This is a genomic window from Paenibacillus apiarius (genome assembly GCF_017052585.1).
GTDB lineage: Bacteria > Bacillota > Bacilli > Paenibacillales > Paenibacillaceae > Paenibacillus_B > Paenibacillus_B apiarius.
In genome coordinates this window covers 4,356,334-4,381,564 of record NZ_JAFFHZ010000001.1, presented here as the reverse complement: position 1 = coordinate 4,381,564, position 25,231 = coordinate 4,356,334, and the positions used below count along the sequence as shown (strand labels likewise).

General features: G+C 51.7%; 21 protein-coding genes. All 21 read right to left on the bottom strand.

The features are described 5' to 3' along the window. Positions 1-27: 27 nt before the first annotated feature. On the bottom strand, positions 28-315 hold the full coding sequence (locus JSQ80_RS19585) for a YlmC/YmxH family sporulation protein (protein ID WP_087432641.1): 288 nt from the start codon (positions 313-315) through the stop codon (positions 28-30). Positions 316-596: 281 nt separating this feature from the next. After that, positions 597-1,379, bottom strand: coding sequence for an RNA polymerase sporulation sigma factor SigG (gene sigG / locus JSQ80_RS19580; protein ID WP_019420633.1), 783 nt, complete (start codon positions 1,377-1,379; stop codon positions 597-599). Positions 1,380-1,507: 128 nt separating this feature from the next. Next, positions 1,508-2,230: an RNA polymerase sporulation sigma factor SigE gene (gene sigE, locus JSQ80_RS19575; protein ID WP_206096399.1), complete on the bottom strand. Its 723-nt coding sequence runs from the start codon at positions 2,228-2,230 to the stop codon at positions 1,508-1,510. A gap of 149 nt (positions 2,231-2,379) precedes the next feature. Further along, on the bottom strand, positions 2,380-3,366 hold the full coding sequence (spoIIGA, locus tag JSQ80_RS19570; protein ID WP_206096398.1) for a sigma-E processing peptidase SpoIIGA: 987 nt from the start codon (positions 3,364-3,366) through the stop codon (positions 2,380-2,382). A 204-nt stretch (positions 3,367-3,570) separates the two neighbouring features. After that, positions 3,571-4,695 carry a cell division protein FtsZ gene (gene ftsZ / locus JSQ80_RS19565; protein ID WP_087432638.1) on the bottom strand — a complete coding sequence of 375 codons (1,125 nt, stop codon included), beginning with the start codon at positions 4,693-4,695 and terminating at the stop codon, positions 3,571-3,573. A 218-nt stretch (positions 4,696-4,913) separates the two neighbouring features. Beyond that, positions 4,914-6,158, bottom strand: a complete 1,245-nt coding sequence (ftsA, locus tag JSQ80_RS19560) for a cell division protein FtsA (protein ID WP_087432637.1) — start codon at positions 6,156-6,158, stop codon at positions 4,914-4,916. Positions 6,159-6,424: 266 nt separating this feature from the next. After that, positions 6,425-7,309, bottom strand: coding sequence for a cell division protein FtsQ/DivIB (locus JSQ80_RS19555; protein ID WP_240463729.1), 885 nt, complete (start codon positions 7,307-7,309; stop codon positions 6,425-6,427). 188 nt (positions 7,310-7,497) lie between these two features. Then, on the bottom strand, positions 7,498-8,781 hold the full coding sequence (gene murA, locus JSQ80_RS19550; protein ID WP_240463728.1) for a UDP-N-acetylglucosamine 1-carboxyvinyltransferase: 1,284 nt from the start codon (positions 8,779-8,781) through the stop codon (positions 7,498-7,500). A gap of 16 nt (positions 8,782-8,797) precedes the next feature. Continuing rightward, positions 8,798-9,703, bottom strand: a complete 906-nt coding sequence (gene murB / locus JSQ80_RS19545) for a UDP-N-acetylmuramate dehydrogenase (RefSeq protein ID WP_418888906.1) — start codon at positions 9,701-9,703, stop codon at positions 8,798-8,800. Positions 9,704-9,919: 216 nt separating this feature from the next. Beyond that, positions 9,920-11,026, bottom strand: a complete 1,107-nt coding sequence (gene murG / locus JSQ80_RS19540) for an undecaprenyldiphospho-muramoylpentapeptide beta-N-acetylglucosaminyltransferase (RefSeq protein WP_087432633.1) — start codon at positions 11,024-11,026, stop codon at positions 9,920-9,922. A gap of 5 nt (positions 11,027-11,031) precedes the next feature. Continuing rightward, entirely contained in the window at positions 11,032-12,129 is a 1,098-nt protein-coding gene (gene spoVE, locus JSQ80_RS19535; RefSeq protein ID WP_206096394.1) for a stage V sporulation protein E, read from the bottom strand. Positions 12,130-12,174: 45 nt separating this feature from the next. Beyond that, on the bottom strand, positions 12,175-13,596 hold the full coding sequence (gene murD / locus JSQ80_RS19530; protein ID WP_206096393.1) for a UDP-N-acetylmuramoyl-L-alanine--D-glutamate ligase: 1,422 nt from the start codon (positions 13,594-13,596) through the stop codon (positions 12,175-12,177). A gap of 3 nt (positions 13,597-13,599) precedes the next feature. Further along, entirely contained in the window at positions 13,600-14,562 is a 963-nt protein-coding gene (gene mraY, locus JSQ80_RS19525) for a phospho-N-acetylmuramoyl-pentapeptide-transferase (protein ID WP_087432630.1), read from the bottom strand. A gap of 27 nt (positions 14,563-14,589) precedes the next feature. After that, positions 14,590-15,990, bottom strand: a complete 1,401-nt coding sequence (locus JSQ80_RS19520) for a UDP-N-acetylmuramoyl-tripeptide--D-alanyl-D-alanine ligase (protein ID WP_206096392.1) — start codon at positions 15,988-15,990, stop codon at positions 14,590-14,592. Further along, the gene (locus JSQ80_RS19515; protein ID WP_206096391.1) at positions 15,987-17,483 is read right to left on the bottom strand and encodes a UDP-N-acetylmuramoyl-L-alanyl-D-glutamate--2,6-diaminopimelate ligase; all 1,497 of its coding nucleotides are present in this window, start codon (positions 17,481-17,483) and stop codon (positions 15,987-15,989) included. Before JSQ80_RS19515 ends, JSQ80_RS19520 begins: the two co-directional genes overlap by 4 nt. A 2-nt stretch (positions 17,484-17,485) precedes the next feature. Beyond that, positions 17,486-19,414 carry a stage V sporulation protein D gene (locus JSQ80_RS19510; protein ID WP_206096390.1) on the bottom strand — a complete coding sequence of 643 codons (1,929 nt, stop codon included), beginning with the start codon at positions 19,412-19,414 and terminating at the stop codon, positions 17,486-17,488. A gap of 69 nt (positions 19,415-19,483) precedes the next feature. Continuing rightward, positions 19,484-21,658 (bottom strand): penicillin-binding transpeptidase domain-containing protein, encoded by a 2,175-nt coding sequence (locus tag JSQ80_RS19505; protein WP_206096389.1) that lies wholly within the window; start codon positions 21,656-21,658, stop codon positions 19,484-19,486. A 13-nt stretch (positions 21,659-21,671) separates the two neighbouring features. Continuing rightward, positions 21,672-22,058 carry a cell division protein FtsL gene (gene ftsL / locus JSQ80_RS19500; RefSeq protein ID WP_206096388.1) on the bottom strand — a complete coding sequence of 129 codons (387 nt, stop codon included), beginning with the start codon at positions 22,056-22,058 and terminating at the stop codon, positions 21,672-21,674. Positions 22,059-22,073: 15 nt separating this feature from the next. Continuing rightward, complete coding sequence (rsmH, locus tag JSQ80_RS19495; RefSeq protein WP_087432624.1) at positions 22,074-23,027, bottom strand: 16S rRNA (cytosine(1402)-N(4))-methyltransferase RsmH; 954 nt, start codon at positions 23,025-23,027, stop codon at positions 22,074-22,076. A gap of 70 nt (positions 23,028-23,097) precedes the next feature. After that, on the bottom strand, positions 23,098-23,529 hold the full coding sequence (gene mraZ, locus JSQ80_RS19490; protein ID WP_087432623.1) for a division/cell wall cluster transcriptional repressor MraZ: 432 nt from the start codon (positions 23,527-23,529) through the stop codon (positions 23,098-23,100). A gap of 403 nt (positions 23,530-23,932) precedes the next feature. Continuing rightward, positions 23,933-25,204 (bottom strand): adenosylhomocysteinase, encoded by a 1,272-nt coding sequence (locus JSQ80_RS19485; protein ID WP_206096387.1) that lies wholly within the window; start codon positions 25,202-25,204, stop codon positions 23,933-23,935. Positions 25,205-25,231 lie beyond the last annotated feature (27 nt).

Sequence of the window (25,231 nt, the reverse complement as noted above, 5' to 3'; positions counted from 1 at the left end):
AGTGTACCATAAACAGCCCCTCTAAGCCTATGTTTTGTGCTGAAACGCCACGTCCTCATACTCCTCGGCACGAATCGTCTTCGTCTCCTCCATTTTGACGAGCACAACGTCCGCCCCGATTTTGACAATATTACGCCAGGGAATAACCAGTTCCGTGCCTCCGCCGAACACGCCTAGGAACTTGCTGTAATTGGGCACGACAATGGAATCAATGCGCCCCTGCTTTAAATCGAGTTCTACATCGCTAACTTGCCCTAGTTTTTTCCCGTCTACAATATTGATGACATCCTTCGTTTGGAAATCGGATATTTTCATAGCATTCACCACGACACATTGGATTTGACCTTGCTTTGTAAAGCTTGTTTAAAAAAACCTCTTTTGAACGTGCACTCCTATACTTAAGTATATGTATCGTTCGGGCAAAATGTCCTTATATCCGCGATTAACATTTCCGAGGCATAAAACCTCCTGTAGACACACATTGCTCAGCCGACGCATTTCCTCGCCCCGCCTCTACGCCCGGGCAGTGTCCCTAAACGTAAAAAAAAGCCGACGCTTCTAAGCGGTCGGCTGTAAGCATAACTTAACATAAAGGGTTAAGTTCGAACATGCTTCTGCATTTGATTAATAGCGGATTTTTCGAGTCGTGATACTTGAGCTTGCGAAATGCCAATCTCATCTGCAACTTCCATCTGAGTTTTTCCTTCAAAAAAACGCATTGATAAAATCATCTTCTCGCGCTCATTCAGTTTACGCATCGCCTCTCGAAGCACAATCTCTTCGATCCAAGACACGTCTTTGTTCTTATCGTCGCTAATCTGATCCATCACATAAATCGGATCGCCGCCATCATGATAAATCGGTTCAAACAGCGAGACGGGGTCTTGAATCGCGTCAAGCGCAAATACGACGTCTTCCTTGGGAACGTTTAAAGCCTCTGAGATTTCATTGATCGTCGGCTCCCGCGAATTCTGATTCGTCAAGGAATCACGAACTTGCAACGCCTTGTACGCGATATCCCGCAAGCTGCGTGACACCCGAATTGGGTTGTTGTCCCGCAGGTACCGGCGTATTTCGCCTATAATCATCGGGACCGCGTAGGTTGAGAATTTGACGTTCTGTCCCAGGTCAAAGTTGTCGATGGCTTTCATCAATCCGATGCAGCCGACTTGAAATAGATCATCGACGAACTCTCCGCGGTTATTAAAGCGTTGGATAACGCTAAGGACAAGGCGCAAGTTACCGTTGACCAGCTTTTCCCGAGCCGAACGGTCGTTTCGTTCCTGCAGAGACACGAACAATTCTCTCATTTCGGCGTTAGTGAGCACGGGTAACTTCGATGTATCGACACCGCAAATTTCGACTTTGTTTCGGGTCATTCGTGACTACCTCCCAGGGAGAAACATTAATGTACATTATCTCCCCGGGGATCATTTTTATTCCTGCATCCCATTCGCTTACTGACCCGAAATGACAAAAAACAGCGGTGCTCATAGACATATTCAGGCTACACCATTTTATTAAATTCTTTGCGTAAACGCTTTATAATCCGCTTTTCCAGCCGGGAAATATAAGACTGGGAAATGCCCAAGAGATCGGCAACATCCTTCTGGGTCTTCTCTTCCCCATCCGCCAAACCGAATCGCAGCTCCATGATCATGCGTTCTCTTTCACTCAGCTTGTCGAGCGCCTTGTGGAGCAATTTGCGATCCACCTGCTCTTCGATATTTTTGTAAATCGTATCATTTTCTGTGCCCAGCACGTCGGACAACAGCAGCTCGTTTCCGTCCCAGTCGATATTGAGCGGTTCGTCGAAGGATACTTCCGTTCTCGTCTTGTTATTGCGGCGCAAATACATCAAAATCTCGTTCTCGATGCATCGCGATGCATACGTGGCCAGCTTTATCTTTTTCTCCGGATCGAACGTATTGACCGCCTTAATCAACCCGATGGCGCCGATCGATACCAAATCTTCGATGTGAATGCCCGTGTTCTCGAACTTTCTTGCAATATACACGACTAGCCGCAAGTTGCGCTCAATCAGCATTGCCCGTATTGCCGCTTCTCCCGAAGATAGCTTGGAGAGCAAATATTCTTCCTCTTCTCGTGTCAGTGGCGGCGGAAGCGCCTCGCTCCCGCCAATATAATAGATTTCATCGCGCTTTAGTCCGACCCAGAACAACAGCCTATAATAATAGAGTTGCATCATTAGTTTCCATTTCAACCGCATCGACAATCCTCCTATAAACGTGTGATGAAAGGGCAGTCTAGACTGCAGCGCGTTCCTATGTAACGATGATTGCAGAGGTTGTTCAAAAAGCCCCCTTCTGAACACGCACTTGCAAACGTTCTATGCGCTGTCCTATTTGATTCGATATGCTACGAAGCTTGCGTGGCCGCTTCTGGAGTTCCGGAATGCGGCGGGCAGGTTTCAGCCGCTTCCATCACGCCCGGATGGATAATCGCCTGAAACGCGCCTTCGTGGGATAGCGTCCCTCCGTCCAGCCCGATAATCACTTTTGTGCAGACATAATTAGCTGTCTCGGAAATGACTTGAATGAAGTCTGGCTTCAACCCAATCATCCATTGCATTCCTTGGTTCACTCCTCGATAGGGGATAATGCGCAGCCTGGATTCATCAAGCGGCCACCTCCCATCTGAGTTGCCAATGGATTGCAGCATGTCGAGCGGCTCCTCTTGCTTTAGCCGCTCGAGCCATTCTTCCGGCAGGACTCCCTCCCATAGGCGCGACTCCGTAACAATGACTGGCGCGCCGCTTAAGGGATCATTCAGATGATTTCCCGTATCTACCAGGCCTGTGCAGCTCCGATTGATTTCACCGATTTGAATGTCCAGCCGAACCAATTGTCTCGCCACTTGCTGCTGACGCTTGCTCTGCTTCCACACGGTACGAAATAGTGCGTAGGAAGCCAGCAGCGCCACGATGAGGAAGCCAGCACCCATTTGCAGCTCTGTTCCGCCGCTCTTCCACATTTCCCGGGCCTCGCGAAAGAGCGACCATCCTCTAGCATCTTGAAATAAATATTGCAAGCCGACGGCACCGCCGGCCAATACAAATGCAGAAAAGTAAAAAGCGGCGATTGTTTTAACAAAAAAACCGACGTTGCGAAATCCAAACGCAATGAGCAGCATAACTATAGAGAAAATTATTTTGCCTACGTACGTATAAAGAATCGGGTATGACGGTATGAATAACACAGCAGCATAAGCCGTCCCTACACCCGTCGCGGCAGCAACCTTCCATTTTGAAAAGGAGAACCCCCGCATCCAGGCTGTCGTTCGGAGCAAGGTCCAATCCAATATGAAGTTCATACCGAATAAAAGATCAGCATAGATGACGGTCAATGTGCTTCCCCCCTTCATAAGCCGCCAACTATTGGGAAGTTATTAATTAGTATAAAGAGACCCGTATCCGAAGTCTGTCTAAAGGTGGGCGAAGAAAGGCACTTTTTTTGTCGAGGGTTACCAGATGATAGCTTTCATGGGTGAGGAACGACAAAAGCGTTTGCCTGATAGCAGGCAAACGCTTTTATTAATCAATTGATCATATTAATCGTTGTTCGTGTTACGGGGCCGGTTGCGCAGAAACGTTGGAATATCCAGCTGATCCCCGGATGACTGATTGCCGAATGGGCGAAGCGCAGATGCAGAGCGTGAATCAGCTGCTTCGTTGCCGCCAGCAGCAGACGATGGACGACGTCCAGGTATGGCTGGCGCAGGCTTATGCTCAAATCCGGTTGCGATGACCGTAACCTTAATGTCATCATTCATATTCTCGTCGATGATGGCACCGAAAATCATATTCACTTCCGGATCGGAAGCTTCTGTTACAATCTCGGCTGCTTCATTGACTTCATACAAAGAAAGGTTCGAACCGCCCGTGATGTTCATAATAACACCGCGTGCCCCATCGATCGACGTCTCCAGAAGCGGACTCATAATCGCCTTGCGTGCCGCTTCCGCTGCTCGATTCTCGCCATTGGCAATACCGATGCCCATCAACGCGGAGCCGCGTTCAGTCATAATCGTCTTCACATCAGCGAAGTCCAAGTTAATAAGACCCGGAACCGCAATTAAGTCGGAAATGCCTTGTACAGCCTGACGAAGCACGTTATCCGCCGCGCGGAATGCTTCCAGCATCGGCGTCTTCTTGTCTACAATTTCTAGCAATCGGTCATTTGGTATGACGATGAGCGTATCGACTTTCTCTTTCAGAGCTTCGATTCCCATCTCTGCTTGCGTAAGGCGCTTGCGGCCTTCGAATGTAAACGGGCGTGTGACGACGCCAACAGTCAAAGCGCCGCACTCTTTCGCGATTTCGGCAATGACCGGTGCAGCGCCGGTACCTGTCCCGCCGCCCATTCCGGCTGTAACGAACACCATATCGGCGCCCTTCAGCGTGTTGCTTATTAGCTCGCGCGATTCCTCAGCCGCTTTCTTCCCCACTTCCGGATTTGCTCCGGCACCCAAGCCTCGAGTCAGCTTGTCCCCGATCTGCAGCTTATGCTCGGACTTTGCAAAATGCAGCGCCTGCGCATCCGTATTAACCGTAATAAACTCAACACCCTGGACACCGTTATCAATCATGCGGTTAACCGCGTTACTGCCGCCGCCGCCGACGCCGATAACTTTAATTTGGGCTAGTTGTTCCATCTCAAATTCAAATTCCAACATCAGTTCTCCATCTCCCCTTCATTGTGCATGGATGGCATGAAGTCAACTTATTATTAAATATCCGTGTTCAAAAAGACCGCTTGTCAGCACGAGAAGTACAAATTTCGCATGAAAACGACTTCGAAAGCAATAACCTCTTATTGAGTGAATGCAAGATTCAATGCCGAAAACACATATTGGTATACTTCGCGATTAAAAGGGGGCTCTTTGAACAACCTCTAGATGAATTCACTAAACATATTTTTCAACCGTTCAATCAAGCCCGGCTTGTTCGATGATTCAACTGGAGCTTGCTTCCGTGCAGCCGCTTTCTTAGCGCCACCCGCACTGCGTGGACGAACGGAGCGCAATACATGATGCAATACCCCAACACCACTGACGAACCCGGGATCGCGCACTCCGATAAAATCAGGCACGGCAATGCGCACGGAGGTTTGCAGCTCGGCTTGCGCCGCATGCAACACCCCTGGCATCGAAACGGTGCCACCGGATAGAATGTAACCGCCAGGCAATTCCGTGAAACCTAGACGCTTCACTTCGTTTTTGACAAGATGGAATATTTCTTGTACGCGCGGTTCGATGATGTTGGCTAAAAAAACTTGATTGAATTCTTTTTCTACATTACTGCCGATACGGGTCACTTTGAAGACTTGGTCCTCCACTGCATCGTCAATCCATGCGCATCCATATTTCAGCTTCACTTTCTCCGCATGGTCTGACATTGTGCGCAAACCGTAAGCAATATCGTTCGTGACGAAGTCACCGCCTATAGGCAAAGTTGTCGTGGCTGTAAGCGTTCCGTCGCGGAAGATCGCAATCGTCGTCGCTCCGGCGCCTACGTCTACAAGCACCGATCCCATCATTTTTTCGTCTTTGGATAAAGCCAGCTGTCCGCCGGCCAGTGACATCAGCACAAGGTCTTTGACATGCAAGCCCGCTTTCTCCACACATCGCAGTAAATTATGTATTGCGGTCTTCGCACCCGTGATGATCGTTGCATCGACTTCCAGACGTACTCCAATCATGCCGCGCGGATCATGAATGTCTTCCAATCCGTCAACAACGTATTGCTTTGCGACCACGTCGATTATCTCGCGTTCTGGAGGCAAAGCGATAACTTCTGCCGCTTTGAGCACACGCTCAATATCCTCTTCGCCGATTTCACGGTCTTCGTTCGAGACCGCTACAACTCCATGGCTCGATTGCAAGCCGATATGATTGCCCGATATGCCTACGTATACTTCCGTAATTTCAATGCCGACCATTCGTTCCGCATGCTCTATTGCATTGCGGATCGATTGAACGGTCTGATCAATATCTACAATCGCACCTTTGCGAATACCTTCTGAGTCAGCAGATCCAACGCCGATGATTTGCAGCGTTCCGTTGTTTATTTCTCCGATGATAGCGCGCACTTTGGATGTACCGATGTCCAAACTCACAATGATGTCATTGCTGCTCAACCCGTGGCACCTCCCACTTCCAAGTCAATTGGTATGTTTGTATCCCCGGACACTTTGTATGTATTCAACAAAGTTTAGTCATTCCCTCTTTTTTCTACAAATTTTTTAGTGATAAGTCCTTCCATATGTAAAAGAAGCTATAGATGAAGGGGCTTAACTATACATAAAAACATAAAGAAAAAAGAAGGAGATCACGGGAAATACCATAAGCTTTATTCTAGCATTTTTTCCGTTTATTGAGTAGAGTTTTTTTCTTTCTCCAAATTTTACTCATCTTGACTGTTTTTCTCGGCATCAGGCTCCATCTGGTTCTCTGTCCCGCTATCGTTTGCTTCTTGACTATCTGTGCCTGAATCTGCTGCATCCTCGACCTCTGAACCTGGCTCGACCTCTTCTTCGGAAGCAGGCAGGCTGGAATACGGGATGTACGAGTCGGCCTTCAGCATCGTAATGCGGCCTGGCTCCTGCGTCTCCACGACTCCGCTCAAGTAGGCGATCTTATCATGCAAAAAAGCGACGCTCGTTACGACCTCGAATCCGGAACGGGTATACAGCTTAATGCGATCCGGGTAGGAGGATGACGGATAGAAGCGAATCTCGGAAATATCGGCCAGAAGCCCTTTCGGTATGTTAGCCAGCTCTTTGCTCAGCTTGGACTTCATCTCTTGCTGTCCATCCCACTGCGTGAGCATCGGCTTCTCGAGCACCGTCTTCAGCCGCTCGTCAAGCTTGACGACCGAGCCGTTCTCAAGGCATGCCTGCATCATTCCGTCAGCAGTCAATTCATAGGCAACTGCCGCATATTCATGGATATGCACTTCAACCGAACCGGGAAATTGCTTGTTGACCTGCACCGATTTCACAAACGGATACTTGGCTTGAATCCGCTCGGCAACGGCCTTGCTGCTTGTCCCAAAGAAAGGCTCCCCCGGTCTCAGGCCGCTCGTTTCGGTTAAATCCGCTTTCGTTACAAAATGCTCTCCAATCCAGCGTACTTGCGATATTTTGCTAATCGGGGAACGGAAGAACAGCACTCCGAGCAGGACGATGAATAAGACGAATAAAAGCCAAATCAGTTTTGTCGCTTTCCGCTTCTTCTTCTGCGGCTTGTCTGGCAGCGGGGGAATCGTTCTTGCTTGCAATGGGTTCATCCCCTTCTTCATCGACAGTAAAAAAACGTTCTCTTATCATATTCTCTTATCATATTCTCTTATCATACATAAAATCGCGATTGAAAGGAGGTTGCATAAACAACCTCTCCTACTAATATATACATTGGCGCAAATACTCGCAATCCCCTCCGCAGTAGGAGGGGACCCGGTAAATGCCTAATTGCCGTTTATCCATTTGCGAAATCCAACTTCGGAACCGGGGTAAAGCGTTCGATGCTTGCACCGAGCCGGCTAAATATATGCTCGATTCGATCGTAGCCCCGGTCGATATGATGCACCTGCTCCACGATGGTGCGCCCTTGCGCCGCCAATCCCGCGATAACGAGCGCGGCACCCGCACGCAGATCGGTTGCTTCCACCGTAGCGCCGTACAGCGACTGGACACCTCTCACAAAAGCGGAGCTCAAATCTACGCGAATATCAGCCCCCATGCGGGTCAGTTCATCCACATGCCTGAATCGGCCTTCGAATACGGTCTCCTTCATGACGCTGACGCCATCGGCAAGCGATAGAAGGACCATGAGCTGGGACTGTAAATCCGTAGGAAACGCCGGATACGGCGATGTAACCGTTCGTTCCACCGCTTTCGGCCTCCCGCTGCTGGTCACATTAATTATACCATTACTCGTTGCAATCTGAACACCGGCCCGGCGCAAGATATGGATTAATGCCGTTAAATGTTCTGCATAGGCATTGGTGAGCGTCACCGCACCGCGCGTCGCCGCTGCCGCAATCATCAGCGTGCCAGCGACGATGCGGTCAGGTATGATCTCGTATTGACATCCGCGGAGCTGCTTCACCCCGGTCACGATGATCGTATCTGAACCCGCACCGGTAATATTGGCGCCCATTCGGTTGAGGAAATGCTGCAGATCAACAATTTCCGGTTCCCGCGCGGTATTCGTAATTACCGTTGTTCCTTCGGCCAGCACCGCGGCCATCATAATATTTTCGGTAGCGCCCACGCTGGGAAAATCCAAATGAATTTCGGCGCCTTCCAATTGCTCCGCGCGGCATGTAATGCGGTTGCCGCATTGCTCCAATTCAGCGCCGAGCGCTTGCAGCCCGCGCAAATGCAAATCAATCTTGCGCTCGCCTATGGCGCAGCCGCCAGGCTGATAAATGTGAACCTCCTTGAAACGCGCAAGCAGCGGCCCCATTAAGAAGATAGAGGAGCGCATCTGGCGCATCAAATCTTCCGGCACATGGGCCGAGTGAGCACCTGCAGAATCCATAGTGACCGTGTAACCGTCCTGAACGGCTCGGCAACCTAGTCGGCGCAAAATGTTCAGCATTACTTCAATATCGAGTAATTGCGGGACATTATCGAGCTTCACGGTACCGTCGGCCAGGATCGCGGCTGCTAAAATCGGTAAAGCGGCATTTTTCGCTCCATGGATACGAATGGTTCCTGATAGAGGCTTTCCACCCTCAATCACCAATTTGTCCAATGTATCACCTCCGAGATTACCGCTCACCCACCACCAACACTTCCGGCACCAACTCGACACCATAACGGTCCTTTATCGTTAGTTGGATACGCTCCATCAGGGTGAGCACGTCTGACGCTGTTGCTTGCCCGGTGTTTACAATGAAATTGGCGTGTTGCGTGGAAACTTCGGCTCCGCCGATGCGCAATCCCTTCAACCCCGCTTCTTCGACGAGCCGGGCTGAATAATCTCCCGGGGGATTGCGGAATACGCTGCCCGCGCATGCCGATGTCAGCGGTTGCGTGCGCCGCCGGCGATCCTTGTACGATGCATTCAAGGCTTTGAGCTCTAGTCGATCTCCGGGCGTGAGCCGGAACGTCGCCTCCAATACGATGCCCCGTTTCTCATGCAGCACAGAATGGCGGTAGGCAAACTGCATCTCTTCCGCTCCGTAACGCACCAATTCCCCTGTGTCCAGTACAATCTCAGCAGATTCAAATATTCGTGACACGTCAGACCCATGTGCCCCCGCATTCATGTACACGGCCCCGCCGACCGATCCAGGAATGCCTCCCGCATATTCGAGCCCTGCCAGGCCCAAATTGCTTGTGGTTACCGACAATTTAATAAACGAATAACCTGCTCCGGCATGAATCAAGTGTTCTTCCTGACGGACATAATCAAGCGCCGATCCCGTATGAATGACGACTCCACGCACTCCTTTATCGGAAATAAGCATATTAGAGCCGCGGCCGATCGTCATCCAAGGCACTTGCAAGTCATGCAGAAGCTTGACAGTCTGAATCAATTGCTCCTTGCCGGCCGGTTCGGCGAGCACATCCGCCGGACCTCCGATCTTCCAGGTTGTATACGGCGCAAGCGGCTCATTACATTTGTATGTCCCTAAGTTCTGTTCGGCATATCGGGAAATAAATTGCTGCAGCATATGATGAACCTCCTTTACCTCTCCAACTGTCACACACATTGAATCATGCCGTCGTTCGTTCAAAGCAGCGGTGTAGGGAGACTGTCACGATGTATAGAGTATCTTATGTTAGTGTGACACGTTGTGTGACAGGAGCCCACGCTGGTGAACCATGGATCATTCTTCGTCGTTTCTCGCGATATATCGTAATCGAGCAAAAAAATCGGGCAAGCTTTACTTGCCCGTCAATCGCTCAAGTTCAGTTACGACTCGTGCCGCCGCATCTGGCTGTCCGGCCGACTTGGCGCACGAAGACATGTGACTGCGTTTCTTCTCGTCTGTCATCAAAGTCTTAATTTGGGCGAACAACGCTTCGGTTGTCAGCTGTTTCTCCGTTATCATGACGGCGGCTCCGACCTCCTGCAAGGAGCGCGCATTCGCTTCTTGATGGTTGTTCGTCACATTCGGTGACGGAATCAGTATGGACGGTATGCCAAGCGCCGTCAATTCCGCCAGCGACGATGCGCCTGCCCGGCTTACAGCGAGCGTGGTAGCGGCCAACACTTCCGGCATATTGCTGATGTAGGGAAGAACATGCAAATGATTGCGTACCGCTTCGCTTGCTTTCAACACCGCTGTGCGCGTCGATTCATAGTAATTCTGTCCGGTCACATAAACGAAATGAACATCGGGCAGCTGCTTGAGCAGCGGCACCATGCCGATCATCGCGTCATTGATCGCCCGCGCCCCACGGCTTCCTCCAACGACCAGCACGATTCGGCTGTCAATCGGCAGGCCAAGCGACGCGAAGCCGCGCTCCCGATTGGCTTCGACGACAGCCGTCGCGCGCGGATTGCCGCAGAACACCACGTTCTTCGCCTTGCCGAAATGCGGTGAGGATTGCTCATAACTGACGGCAACCGAATTAACATAACGGCTTAAAAATGAATTGGTCAACCCGGGAATGACGTTCTGCTCATGGACGACGGTTGGAATGCCAAGCTTGGACGCGGCATAGACCACCGGGCCGCATACGTAGCCTCCGGTGCCAATGACGACGTCGGGCTTGAATTCCTTCAGCATCGCCTTTGCTTTTGTAACGCCGCGGATAAACCGCATAACGGTCTTCACATTATCAATGGAAAGCTTGCGCTTAAAGCCGGTAATATCGATAGAAGCAAACGGAAGACCTTCTTCCGGCACAAGCCGGCTTTCCAAGCCTCTTTCTGTTCCAATATATAAAAAAGTGCAGTCGGGAAATCTCTTTTCGCATTCCCGTGCGATGGCGACAGCCGGATAAATATGTCCGCCCGTACCGCCGCCGCTAAGCACGACCCGCATGTCGTTCACCTCGCATAACGTGATATGTTGAGCAGGATGCCAAGCGCGGTTAGCATCAAGGTCAGAGAAGAACCGCCGTAGCTGATTAACGGCAGTGTAATGCCCGTGACCGGCATTAAGCCGATGACGACGCCGATATTAATAATGACCTGGACCGCGACAATGCCGACGATGCCTGCGGCCAGCAGACTGCCGAACGTATCGGGAGCGGTCATCGCCGCTCTCATGCCGCGCCAGACCAGTATCAGGAAAAGCAGCAATACGGCTACGCCGCCGATAAAGCCAAGCTCTTCTGCCAAAATGGAAAAAATAAAATCTGTCTGTGGCTCGGGCACGTAATTGTACTTCTGCCGGCTCGCTCCGAGACCAAGCCCGATAAGCCCTCCCGGCCCAATCGCATATAGAGATTGGATCGCCTGATAACCGGCTCCTAACGGATCCTGCCACGGATCGAGAAAGGCAGTGATGCGCTGCAGGCGGTACGGGGCTGCCAGCACAAGCCCAGCAAACCCGGCGGCGCCGACGAGCGCGAGCGACATCAGATGCTTGATTCTTGCTCCTGCAGTAAAAATAACGAGCAGGGAGGCGCCTACCATGACGGTGCCCGTTCCGAGATCCGGCTGCAGCATAATCATGGCGAAGGCCGCTCCCATAATGCCGAGCGGAGGCAGCAGTCCTCTGGCGAACAGCGTAATTTTCGACTGTTCCTCCGACAGCATCTTGGCGAGAAAAACAACCATGGCCAGCTTCATGAACTCGGACGGCTGAATGCCGAAGGAGCCGACGCCTAGCCAGCTTCGCGCTCCGCCCCGCACATTGCCGATTCCGGGAATGAGCACGATGGCAAGCAGAGCGAAGCAAATAATTAGTCCTATTTTAGCGTATCGCTTCCACACATGATAGTCCGTGTTCATCGTAAAGAACATGGCAACCAAACCGAGAACGGCAAACAGCAATTGCCGTTTGACAAAATAAAAAGAATCCCCGTAATCGTGATACGCCACAACGGCGCCTGCGCTATATACCATGACAATACCGATCGCTAGCAGCGACAGAACGGAAACGATGAGCCACAAATCGGGCGCAGTTCGTGCTTTGACCATGCGGGACACCTCATTGGACAATGTAGGGGCTTGAACACCCCCCTACTACAGACTATGCACCGCCGCTTTAAACATTCGTCCCCGTTCCTCATACGATGGGAACATATCCCAGCTTGCGCATGCAGGAGACAGCAGCACGATATCGCCCGCCTCCGCATAATGCTGCGCGAGCTGGACCGCCTTCGTGATAGCAGCGGATGCATTATCCATATTGTCGACGACCGCGATGTCGGATAAACCCGCTTCTGCCGCAACATGCTCCATAATTCGTCTTGTCTGTCCCATCGTGACGACGGCCTTGACGCGCTCTCGCATGACGGGAATCAATTCGTGAAAGTCTAGACCGCGATCAAGCCCGCCCGCAATGAGCACGATATTGCCGTCAAACGCCTCAAGCGCCATCAGTGTCGCTTTCGTGTTTGTCGCTTTGGAGTTGTTATAATAGACGACTCCATTGTCCTTGCGCACGAATTCAAGACGATGCTCAACCCCGTTGAACGCACGCAATGGCTCGGCCAATGAATCAGGAGATGCTCCCGCCGCAATCGCGATGGCGCATGCAGCCAGAGCGTTGTCGACGTTATATCTTCCCGGCAGGCCGATTTCCTGCACCCGCACGATTGGATGCGGCATTCCCTGCTCATCGACATACACCAGATGACGGGATTCGTCATTCCCCGCCGCGTCGCCGTACGGCGGATCGATAAATACGCCGCAATCGACGCGCTTATTTGAAGATACCCACCATTTGCGGGCTTGAATCCGCGAAGCGAGCGAGCGGCATGTTTCATCGTCCGCATTCAGCACGGCAACATCCTGCTCGGTCATATTTTCAAATAAACGCGCTTTCGAGCTCACATAATCCTCCATCGTTCCATGATAATCCAGGTGCGTTTCCGCCACATTAAGCAGGCAGGCGACACGCGGATGGAACTGATCGGTTCCTTTCAGTTGAAAGCTGCTTAATTCCACGACGAGGATATCGTCTTGCTCGACCTCCTCCGCCGCTTGGCAGAGCGGCGTTCCGATGTTGCCGGCAACCACCGGCTTCAGCCCCGCCGCTTCCAGCATGTTGCCGACCCAAGTCGTCGTTGTCGTCTTGCCGTTGCTCCCCGTAATTCCGACAATTGGCGCCGGACTTAGACGATAAGCGACCTCGACCTCGGTAACAACCTCGATGCCAAGCGAGATCGCCTTCATGACAGGCGGTGCAGAATACGGAATTCCCGGATTTTTGACGACCAGAGCGACTTGTTCGTCAATGAGTTCGTCCGGGTGATGCCCGCATACAACACAAATGCCCAAAGCTTCCAGTTCTGAAGCTTCGGGGCACATGTGGCGTTCCTTCTTATCATTTACGGTCACCTGCGCACCGCGGTCATGAAATATCTTTGCCACGCGTACGCCGCTCTTGGCCAAGCCAAGCACGACGACACGTTGTCCCTCATATGATTCTGGATGATTCATCCGTTACAACCCCTTGTTGATCCATAATCCGAGTCCGGCCAGCACGATGCCGGCAAGCCAGAATGTGATGACAACGCGCCATTCAGACCAGCCGCACAACTCGAAATGATGATGAATCGGACTCATTTTAAATACACGTTTGCCGCGCGTCTTGAACGACACGACCTGAATGATCACGGACAGCATCTCGATGACGAATATGCCGCCGATGACGATGATGAGCAATTCCGTCTTTGTCAAGATGGCAATGGCTGCGATAGCTCCCCCGATCCCCAGCGAACCGGTGTCCCCCATGAACACTTTGGCCGGATGCGCATTGAAGACGAGAAATCCGAGCACCGCCCCTACCATTGCAGCCGCGCTGACCGCAGCGGATATTTCCGACGCTTGCATCGCAATCAGCGCGAACGCGGAGAAAGCGATGGCGCTCGTTCCGGACAACAATCCGTCCAGCCCGTCCGTGAAATTCACCGCATTGCTGACGGCGAGCATCATTAACACAATGAACGGATAATAGAACCAGCCGAAATCAAGTCCGAGCGCGGTCCCCGGAATGGAAATAACCGTGCTGTGGCCTGATTGCCATAACAAAATACAAATAAGTACGGCGCAAAACAACTGACCGATTAGCTTCTGCCGCGCCGTTAAACCTAGAGAACGGCGAAAGACGATTTTTATATAGTCGTCAAGGAATCCGATCAGCCCAAAGCCTAACGTGGCGATAAGCAGCACATAGAAGTCGGTATCCATGACCGAAAATTTTAAAAATGCGAGCGTAAACGCCAGTAATATTATCGTTCCGCCCATCGTCGGTGTTCCCGCTTTTTTCAAATGGGCTTTCGGACCGTCGTCACGCACCTGTTGACCAAACTTCAGCCTGCGCAGAAGCGGAATCGTTAACGGGCCCAATATGACGGCTAGGAGAAAAGATACACCGATTGTCATTAACATCAATTTGAAGTCCAACCCTTACACCTCCCGTTACCACACCGACTAATGCTCGACATTTATCCATTCATTAACAACTTCTTCTAGTTTCATTCCTCGCGAGGCTTTGACGAGAACGATATCGCCCGCGGCTGCATGCTTCACGAGACATGCCTTCAGCGCTTCTTTCTCGTCAAATGAATAAACGGCCCCCGCAGGGAAATGTTGCAGGGCGCCCTTGGCGATTTCCTCTCCAAGCGCCCCGTATGTGAGCAATAGATCGATGCTCCCTGGCGCAATTGAAGCACCTACCTCGTAGTGAAGCCGCGCTTCCTCCGGCCCAAGTTCCAGCATATCGCCCAGAATGGCAATCCGCTTGCCTCCCTTGAGTTCAGCCAGCACGGACAGCGCAGCCAGCGTGGCTGTGGGACTTGCGTTATAAGCGTCGTTCAATAGGGTCCAGCCGTCCGCCGTTACGGTACGCTCAAAGCGCATTCCGCTAACTTGCGCCCGTGCCAAGCCATGCGCAATCTGCGCTTCATCCAGTCCAAAATGGCGGCCGATCGCAATGGCGGCCAACGCATTGATGACATTATGCCGTCCCAAGAGCGGAAGCTTGAATGACGTCATGTCATGTCCATCCGGAGCGGCGACGGCAAACAGCGAGCTGTCATGAAGCATCGTCACCTGTTCCGGCTGTATGTCGCAGCGGCTGTCCATGCCGAAGCGCTGAAGCCGCATCCGTTCGGGATGCTTCGTCTCCGGCTCGGACAGGACGAGGTCGATTAGCGGCTCGTCGCCATGACAGACGAGCAAGCCGTCCTCTCTCAGTCCGCTTAATACTTCCAGCTTTGCACGCGCGATTTCTTCACGCGAACCGAGCTGCAGCAGATGCGCTTCGCCAATATTCGTAATGACGGCCGCATCAGGCTGGGCAATATTCGAGAGCAGCTCGATCTCACCGCGGCCGCTCATGCCCATTTCTAGCACGGCAATGTCTGTATCATGCGGCATGGACAGAACAGTTAAAGGAAGTCCGATATGGTTGTTGAAGTTGCCATCGGTTTTATGCACTTTATATCGTTCCGATAAGACGGATGCGATTAAATCTTTCGTTGTCGTCTTGCCATTGCTGCCTGTCACAGCGACCACCTTCGCGTCCAGCTTCACTAGATAACCGGATGCGAGCCGCTGCAACGCAGTATACGTATCTTCTACGATAACGGCAGCCTTAGGCGGGTTCGGTTGATCGGCTTGCCACAGCGTAGCCGCGGCTCCGCCCTTGAGCGCTTGATCCGCGTAAAGGTGGCCGTCGAACCGTTCGCCCCGGAGCGGCACGAACAAGGCGCCTTGCGCGATGCTGCGTGAATTGGTGCTAACCCCTTTGATGATATATCCCCCGCAAGCAGGTACCGCCAAGGTTCCGCCGCACAGGGATGCCACTTCCTGCAATGTCGTTTCTATCACTGAAATTTTCCCCTTATCGCTTCTTTTGCCACCAAGCGATCATCAAAGTCAAACGTTTCTTTTCCGATGATTTGATACGTCTCGTGGCCTTTCCCCGCAATCAATACTACATCGTGCGGGCTTGCCATTTCAATAGCTTTAGCGATGGCCATGCGCCGATCCACGATACATTCATAACGGCTTGGGTCCACGCTCATTTCTTTCAATCCTGCCTCAATGTCACCCAAAATGAGGACAGGATCCTCCGTGCGCGGATTATCCGAAGTAACAAAGCAGTAATCGGCATATCTGGCAGCTATTTTCCCCATCAGCGGGCGCTTCGTCCGGTCCCGATCCCCGCCGCAGCCGAAAACGCACAAGATGCGGCCTTCTGCAAATTCCTTCACCGATTGCAGCACATTTTCCAGTCCGTCCGGCGAATGCGCATAGTCTACGATGACAGAGAAGGGCTGGCCCGCTTCGACAGACTCCACGCGTCCGTCTACGCCGGCTACTTCCTGCAGACTATCACGGATTGCGTCAAGCTCGATACCTTCGATGAGGCCGACCGCTATCGCCGCCAGCGCATTGTATACGTTGAATGTTCCCACCATGCGCAGCTGTACATCGGCCGAACCCCGGAATGTATGAACCTTGAAGCTCGTTCCCTTGGCGGTTATGCGAATCGCTTCCGCGCGCACATCGGCCCGCTCAGACAACCCGTACGTAATCGTCTCGGCTACGGTCAGCTCGGCAAAATGCGCTGAAGCCGCATCGTCTGCGTTCAAGACCGCGTAGGAGCGATCTTCTTCCTTATCTGCGAACGAGTTGCCTAGACGAGAGAACAAGAGACCTTTCGCATCGCGATACGCCTCCATCGTCTGGTGATAGTCCAAATGGTCCTGCGTCAGGTTGGTGAATACGGCCGTGCGAAAACGGCAGCCTTGAACACGTCCTTGCACGAGCGCGTGCGAGGACACCTCCATGGCAACCGCCTCCACACCCTCATTGGCCATGTCTCTGAGCGCATGCTGCAGTTCGAGCGCATTCGGTGTCGTGCCCGACATCGGCAGCACGCGATCCGCGTAGCGCATTTGAATCGTGCCGATGACGCCCGTCTTGCGCTTCGCATCCGTCAATATTTTTTCAATCAAATAAGTGATGGTCGTCTTCCCGTTCGTACCCGTAACACCTATCAAGTTCAACTGCCTGCTAGGCGACTGATAAAAAGCATCGGACAGAACGGCGAGCGCATGACGCGCATTTTTCACGATGAGCTGAGGCACCGGCAGATCGAGCTCCCGTTCGACGACGAGGGCGGACGCGCCCGCTGCCACCGCACGCTCCGCATAGCGGTGCCCGTCATCGACGGTTCCCGATATGCAGAAAAACAGGTCGCCCTGCTTCACGCGACGGGAATCCACTGCCAATCCTGTGAATACCGTTTCTTCGCCCCCTTTGCATTTCGCAGTCAGCATCCGTGCAGATGCTTCGGACAATCGCAACTGTTGCATGTTTATTCCTCCGTCTCTTGTCCCATGTAAATGCGAATCGTCGATCCGCGCTCTACCCGGGTTCCCGGCTTCGGCGCTTGATGAATGACCGTCGAGCCCGTGCCGGATTTCGCTAATTGAAAATTCATATTCATATCTTCGTAAATATCGGATAATGTCTTGCCTACCAGATTCGGCACCGCCACTATCGGCGTTTCATCGTATCTATATTTGCGCGACACCTGCTTTTCACGCGTCTGTACTCCCATATAATGGAGCGCATCCTCCATAATACGTTTGACGATTGGCGCTGCCACAAGTCCTCCGAATTGAATGCCTTGCGGATCATCGACCGCCGTATAAATGACGAGCTTCGGATCATCCGCCGGCGCAAATCCAATGAACGATACGATATGCTCGTTTGGCGAATATCTGCCATTCACGACCTTCTGCGCAGTACCGGTCTTCCCGCCCACTCGATAGCCATCGATGAAGGCGTTCCTGCCCGTGCCTTGCGCCACGACATGCTCCAGCGCGTCCCGAACCTTGGCTGACGTATCCGGCGACACGACTTGACGCACGAGCTCCGGCTTCACTTCATCGACAACCATCCCCGTTTCCGGGTGTTGAAAGGATTTGGCGATGTGGGGGCGGTATAATTTTCCCCCGTTTATTGCAGCCGATACAGCGGCAATTTGCTGGATCGGCGTAACAGATACACCTTGTCCGAAGGCTGTCGTAGCCAGTTCCACCGGTCCGACGCGATTTAATTTGAACAGAATCCCGCTTGCTTCCCCGCTCAAATCAATCCCCGTCTTCTGCCCGAACCCGAATTTGCGTATGTAGTCGAACAGCGTCTCTTTGCCCAAACGTTGGCCCAGCGTAACAAACCCGGGGTTGCAGGAGTTTTCCACCACTTCGAGAAAGGTCTGGCTGCCGTGCCCGCCCTTCTTCCAGCAGCGGAGCTTGGCTCCGCCCACTTCAATGCGGCCGGGATCGAAGAAATGCTCATTGTACAAATTCACCTTGCCTTCTTGAAGAGCGGCTGCGAGCGTAATTATTTTAAAGGTCGATCCAGGTTCATACGTCATCCAAATCGGCAAATTGCGGTTATACACTTCAGCGGGATACTCCTGGTATTTTCCCGGATCGTAATTTGGACGGCTCGCCATCGCCAATATCTCGCCCGAGTTCGGGTCCATCGCAATCGATACGATCTGCTTCGGCTTCAAATCAAGCATCGCCTGATCAAGTTCCCGCTCCATTATTGTCTGTATCTGCTTGTCAATCGTCAATTGCAAATTTAATCCATCTTGCGGTTGAACGTATTTTTCCGATGAATTCGGCATCTGTCTTCCTGCCGCATCCGCCAAGAACGACACGTTCCCCGCAATGCCGTTCAAAGCGGAGTCGTATCTCTGCTCAACGCCTGTCAAGCCTTGATTGTAGCCGCCCGTAAAACCCAGTATGTGAGACGCGAAATCGCCAAACGGATAGTACCTTTTATTATCCTCTGCAACAACGATGCCCGGCAAGTTAAGCTCACGCACTTTTTGTGCCGTTTCGAGCGATATTTTGCGGCCTCCCGGCTTGATATATACCGAAGATTGCCGTTTCGTAATGAATCGCTCCACATCTTCCGATTTCATGCCTAACACGTACGCCAACTGAGCTGCCGTGCTCTTCGCATCTTTAACCTGCGCCGGAACCGCCATAATCGTAGGGGAGCTGATATTATAAGCCAATCGCTCACCATTGCGATCCCATATTTCACCGCGCTTCGAGGTGACGGGAATATTTCTTCTCCACAGCTCCTCCGCCTGCGCTGACAGCTCTCCGCCTTCCCAGAGCTGAACATAGGCCAGACGCACGATGAGAGCGACAAAGCCAAGTGAAACCAATCCAATTCCGATAATCAGCCGCTTGCGGACCGTTACGCCTGATACTTTCACGGTTTCCCCTCCTTTGTCCGACATTGGTTCATAACCAACCTATTCGGGACAACCAGGGGTTAGAACAAGCTACGTTCTTTTCGGCGCCAATTTAATTTCAACGATGCGCTGGCCATTCTCCGTCAATGTCTTCTGTTCCGTTACGTAGCCTTCTCCGTCAACCCGCACCTTCCAATGCAACAGAGACGTGATTTCCATGACGTCACGCAAAGACTTGCCTTTCAGATTTGGCAGCGGAAGCTTCTCCGGCTCATCCGTGAGCAAATAAACGCGCTGCCCGGCAGCAATCGGTTCGCCTGCAGCTGGATATTGCCGCTTCACGACGCTTCCGGCTCCGACCGTTTCGAAAACAATCCCATTTTCTGCTAATTTTTGTTTTGCGTCATATGGCTTCATTCCTTGAATATTAGGCGCCTTAATAACAGGCACAGGACCTTTCTTGCCGTCATTGTCCTTCATCTCATAGGATGTCGGCACTCCCATATAACGTAGCGATTGGCTCGCTATCTTTTTGAACATGTACGGAGCTACAAAGCCGCCGCCTGCCCAGTAATCTTTCGGATCATCGACGACGACAAGGATGGCGATGCGCGGATCTTCCACCGGAGCAAAGCCGACGAACGATACGACCGCACGCTCATTGTCATACTCGCCATTGATAACCTTCAAGGCGGTACCGGTCTTTCCGGCTACGCGGTAGCCGTCGATATAGGCATTTTTACCTGTACCAATCTTCTGATCGGCAACGACCTGCTCCAAATATTCGCTTACCTGTTTCGCAACGTCCGGCTTGATGACTTGCCTCACGATCTCGGGCTCACGTTCCGTTACCTTGCCGGTAACCGGATCTTCCGTCTTGCGCACGAGATGCGGCTTCAACAGCTTGCCGCCGTTCGCGACGGCGGATACCGCCATAATCTGTTGAATCGGCGTCACCAATACTTTACCGTGGCCGTACGATGCGGCAGCAACGTCGGCAGGGTATTCGAATAGAATCTTTCCGCTGTTTTCCCATAGCAGTTCAATTCCCGTCGGTTGACCGAATCCAAACTTTTCAATATATGATTTCAGTCTTTCTTCTTGCAACTGCTCAAAGCCCAACTTGACGAAAGCGACATTACTCGAACGTTTCAACCCTTCCAAATAGGTAATCGTCCCCCAGTCAGTGCGAACGTCATGAATCGTTCGTCCGCCTGCGCGAATTTTCCCGGATTGGAAGTACGCATTCGGGTCGAATATGCCTTCCTGCACTGCGGCCGCCAACGTAACGATTTTGAAGGTCGAGCCCGGCTCGTAACGCGCTTGAATGGCTGGATTATAGAAGTTCCGGATGTCTTTCGCTTCCCAATACTTATTCGGATTGAAATCCGGCATATTCGCCATACCTAATATGTCGCCCGTCTTCGGATCGGCTGCGATGACGGTCATGCTGTTCGGGCTGTATCTGTTATATACCTCCCGCATTTCATCTTCGATATATTGCTGAATCGTGCGATCGATGGTCAGATAGATGTTCTGCCCATCCTTCGCGGGCTTATATACTTCCGAAGCAGTCGGCAGCTTGTTGCCGATCCGGTCTTTTTCATATTGAATGACGCCTGACGTCCCTTTTAATTGCTCGTCAAACATTTCCTCGATGCCGCCGACAGGCTCGCCTTGCTTATCCGTATAACCGAGCACGTGCGATGCCAAGTTGTTTTTGGCATAGAACCGCTTTACCTCCGGCATTAAATAAAGACCGACGTCCTTGTATCCGGTCTCCTTTTTCAGATCGCTCACAAATTGACGGAGCTGCTCCGCCGTCTCTTCTTCAACCTTCCAACCTTCGCTGCGAACCTCGCGATTGATATAATATTCACCGTTGTCTCTTTTGCTGCGCACCAAATCATACAACTCGTTTTCCGGCTTTTTCAGCACTTTATGCAGCTCATCCACTATTAGCCGCTCAACGTCAATGCTTTCCTCTATCAGCTCGCTCTTGGTCCTCAGCTCTTGAATGACTTTAGGACCGACCGCCACCGTATAAGCGGGCGCATCCATCACCAACACTTCACCCTTCTGATCATAGACTGTGCCGCGGGTCGGCGCCAGATCGCGTTTGACCGACCACGATGCCTTGGCCTCGTTCATCCAGAACTCGTGATTCCACACTTGATACCAGAACAATCGCCCTACGATGACAACAAAAAAGAGGGTGAATAAACCCCCGATCGCCAACGTGCGCAACTTAATTCGTTTGACCATCTTCATCCCTCGTTTATTCGTTCCCTACTTGTTTGTATACTTCTATTTCCAGAGGCTGCTCTGGTGTGACGAGTCCATTTTCTTTAGCAAATTGCTCGATTCGTTTCCATTCTGACAACTTCTCTATTTCTACACGCAATACCGATGCTTCGTTGTTAAGATCCACGGTCGCCCGCTTCATCTCTTGCACTTGCAAATTCGCGTTGTAGATATGTGCGTAGCGCGAGATGATAAAAAAAGCTACCGCCGCACAGAGCAGGACGGTGAATAAATAGAGCAGCTTCTCCCGTGTAGGAAGCGCAGCCTTGCGAGTTACCGTCTTTTTCGTCTGGCGGTACTTTGGTGTCCGTTGTTGCTGTCGTTCTGGTCGTACTGCCAAATTGCCACGCACATATGCCATTTTCTGCTTTCCCCCTTATATCATTTTTTCTGCAACGCGCAATTTTGCCGAACGCGAACGCGGATTGAGTGTCAATTCCTCATCACTAGGGACAATCGGCTTACGCTTTACCAACGTCAATATTTCGGTTTTGCCACATGCGCACATCGGCAAATCAGGCGGACATTGGCATTTGCCCACATAGCTGTTCATAATTCGCTTGCATATCCGATCTTCGAGCGAATGAAAAGTGATTACGGCAACTCTTCCCTCCCGCTTCAAGCAGCGAACCGCTTGATGCAGCGCATCCTCGAATGCGCCAAGTTCGTCATTCACCGCTATTCTGAGCGCCTGAAAGCTTCGTTTGGCAGGATGGCCTCCTGTACGTCTTGCCGCCGCTGGTATGCCTGCCTTCACCAGTTCTGCTAACTCTCCGGTGGTCTCGATCGGATGCTTCGCTCTTGCGGCGACCATTTCCCGGGCAATTCGCCGTGCGAATTTCTCTTCTCCGTATTCGAACAAAATGCGGGCAATGTCTGCTTCCGGCCAGTCGTTAACGATTTCGTGCGCGGTCAATTCCGCATTTTGATCCATCCGCATATCAAGCGGCGCATCATGATTATAACTGAATCCGCGCTCGCCTTCGTCAAGCTGCGGCGATGATACGCCCAAGTCGAACAAGATGCCATCCACAAGCGGAATCCCATCCGATTGCGGTACATCAGCTTCCAGCAAAGCCTCCTCTAAATGACGAAAGTTCTTCCTGATTAAAGTCACCCGATCCATATATGGAGCTAGGCGGGATTTGGCGTTCTCAAGCGCCCAATCATCTTGATCCAGCGCAATGAGCCGTCCTGACTCAGACAGCATGGAAGCGATTCGTTCGCTATGTCCCGCACCACCCAAAGTACAGTCGACATATATTCCGTCAGGACGAATACGCAGACCTTCGACTGACTCCTCTTTTAGCACGGTAATATGATGAAACAACGTAAATTCCTCCTAGTATATCGGTTTCCATCTATGCTGCAATAATTGACGCCACCATGATGGTGAACGTCTAAAAATTAAAGTCCACCAACGTTTCGGCAATTTCATTAAACGTAGATTCCGACTGCTGTACATATTGTTCCCAAGCGTCTTTACTCCAAATCTCCACTCGGTTCTGCACGCCGATTACCATGCATTCTTTATCAAGGTGCGCATATTGGCGCAAATGGTTGGGGATGTTGATGCGGCCTTGTTTGTCCCATTCACATTCGGTTGCTCCCGAAAAGAAAAAGCGAGTGAAGGCGCGTGCATCGGCCTTCATCAGAGGCAATGCCTTCAGCTTCTGCTCAAGCAAGCCCCATTCATCCATGGGATAAACAAATAAACATTGATCCAAGCCTCGTGTCAACACAAAGTTGGAGCCTAAGGAATCGCGCAGTTTGGCAGGAATGATCATGCGGCCTTTGTCATCGATGTTATGTTGATATTCGCCCATAAACATCCGCCACCACTCCTCCCCCTAAATCCACCACTGGGCTCCACTTTCCTCCACAACGTTTGTACTTCGCCATAAACACAAAAAATCCTGCTAATGAGCAGGATTTTTCTATTAGTTGATTATGGGTTATTTGGATCTCCTTTTGCCGCGGGATGATGCTCGTATGGGTGTATCGTATAGATGTTCTAGATGCATTATACTCTAAACCTGCTGACGGGGGCTGGAAATCATTTGTTGCACAGGAAATAAAAAAGCACGGTTTGCTCCAGCAAGCACGCGAATATCTAAAAAATAGCCGTCACCAGCTTCATGGCTGATGACGGCATTCTTCTATCGCGTATATTTTCAACCTCTTAGGATGCTTCGTCATAAAAAGGAATTATTGAACGACCTGCTGTATGCCCGACTAATGTTCTTGCCAACTGTCGAGGTAGGAAGCTTGCTCCGCAGTGAGCGTGTCAATCGAAATTCCAAGCGACTCCAGCTTAAAGCGAGCTACCTGCTCATCCAGCTCATAAGGCACATTGACTACCGCCTTGCCGATGCGCTCGTATTGCTCGTTCACATACTTCAACGACATCGCCTGCAGCGCAAATGTCATATCCATAATCTCTGCCGGATGGCCGTCGCCTGCTGCCAAATTGACCAAGCGGCCTTCCGCGAGCACGTAAATGCTGCGTCCGTCTTTCAGCTTGTATTCTTGGATGTTTTTGCGAACTGTGCGCACTCCTTGCGAACGTTCTTCCAATTCCGGCTTGTTCACCTCGATATCGAAGTGGCCGGCATTGGACAGAATCGCACCATTCTTCATCACATCGTAATGATCGCCCCGGATGACGTCGCGATTCCCCGTCACGGTGACGAAGATATCCCCGATACGGGCCGCTTCGCTCATCGGCAGCACCGTGAAGCCGTCCATGTAGGCTTCCACACCTTTAATCGCGTCGATTTCCGTTACGATGACGTTCGCGCCAAGGCCCTTCGCCCGCATCGCAACACCTTTGCCGCACCAGCCGTATCCGACTACTACGACGGTCTTTCCGGCAACGACCAAATTCGTCGTGCGGTTAATGCCATCCCATACGGATTGACCGGTTCCGTAGCGGTTATCGAACAAATATTTGCAAAATGCATCGTTTACCGCAACCATAGGGAATTGGAGCGTGCCGTCTTTCTCCATCGCTTTCAAACGCAGAATGCCTGTGGTCGTCTCCTCTGCACCGCCGCGGACCTGGTCTCTCAGATCAGGCCGTTCCGAGTGGAGGATCGAAATCAAATCGCCGCCGTCATCGATGATCAGATCCGGCTTCGTCTCCAGCGTCTGAATAAGCAATTGCTTATACTCTTCCGGTTCCGGATCATACTTTGCAAACACCGTAATTCCGTCTTCCACAAGCGCCGCACATACGTCATCTTGCGTTGACAGCGGATTGCTGCCAGTTATCGTCACCTGTGCGCCCCCGGCTTGAACCACTTTGGCAAGATAAGCCGTCTTGGCTTCCAAGTGCAGGGAAATGGCAACCTTCAAGCCTTTGAATGGCTGCTCGGCTTCAAATTGTTCGCGAATGCGGTTCAGTACGGGCATATGAGCCTGTACCCACTCAATTTTCAAATGGCCTTCCGGAGCTAAAGCGATATCACGGATAACACTGTTGTTTACAGCATTTGCGTTATTCATCGGTACGTTCATCCTCCCACATCATAA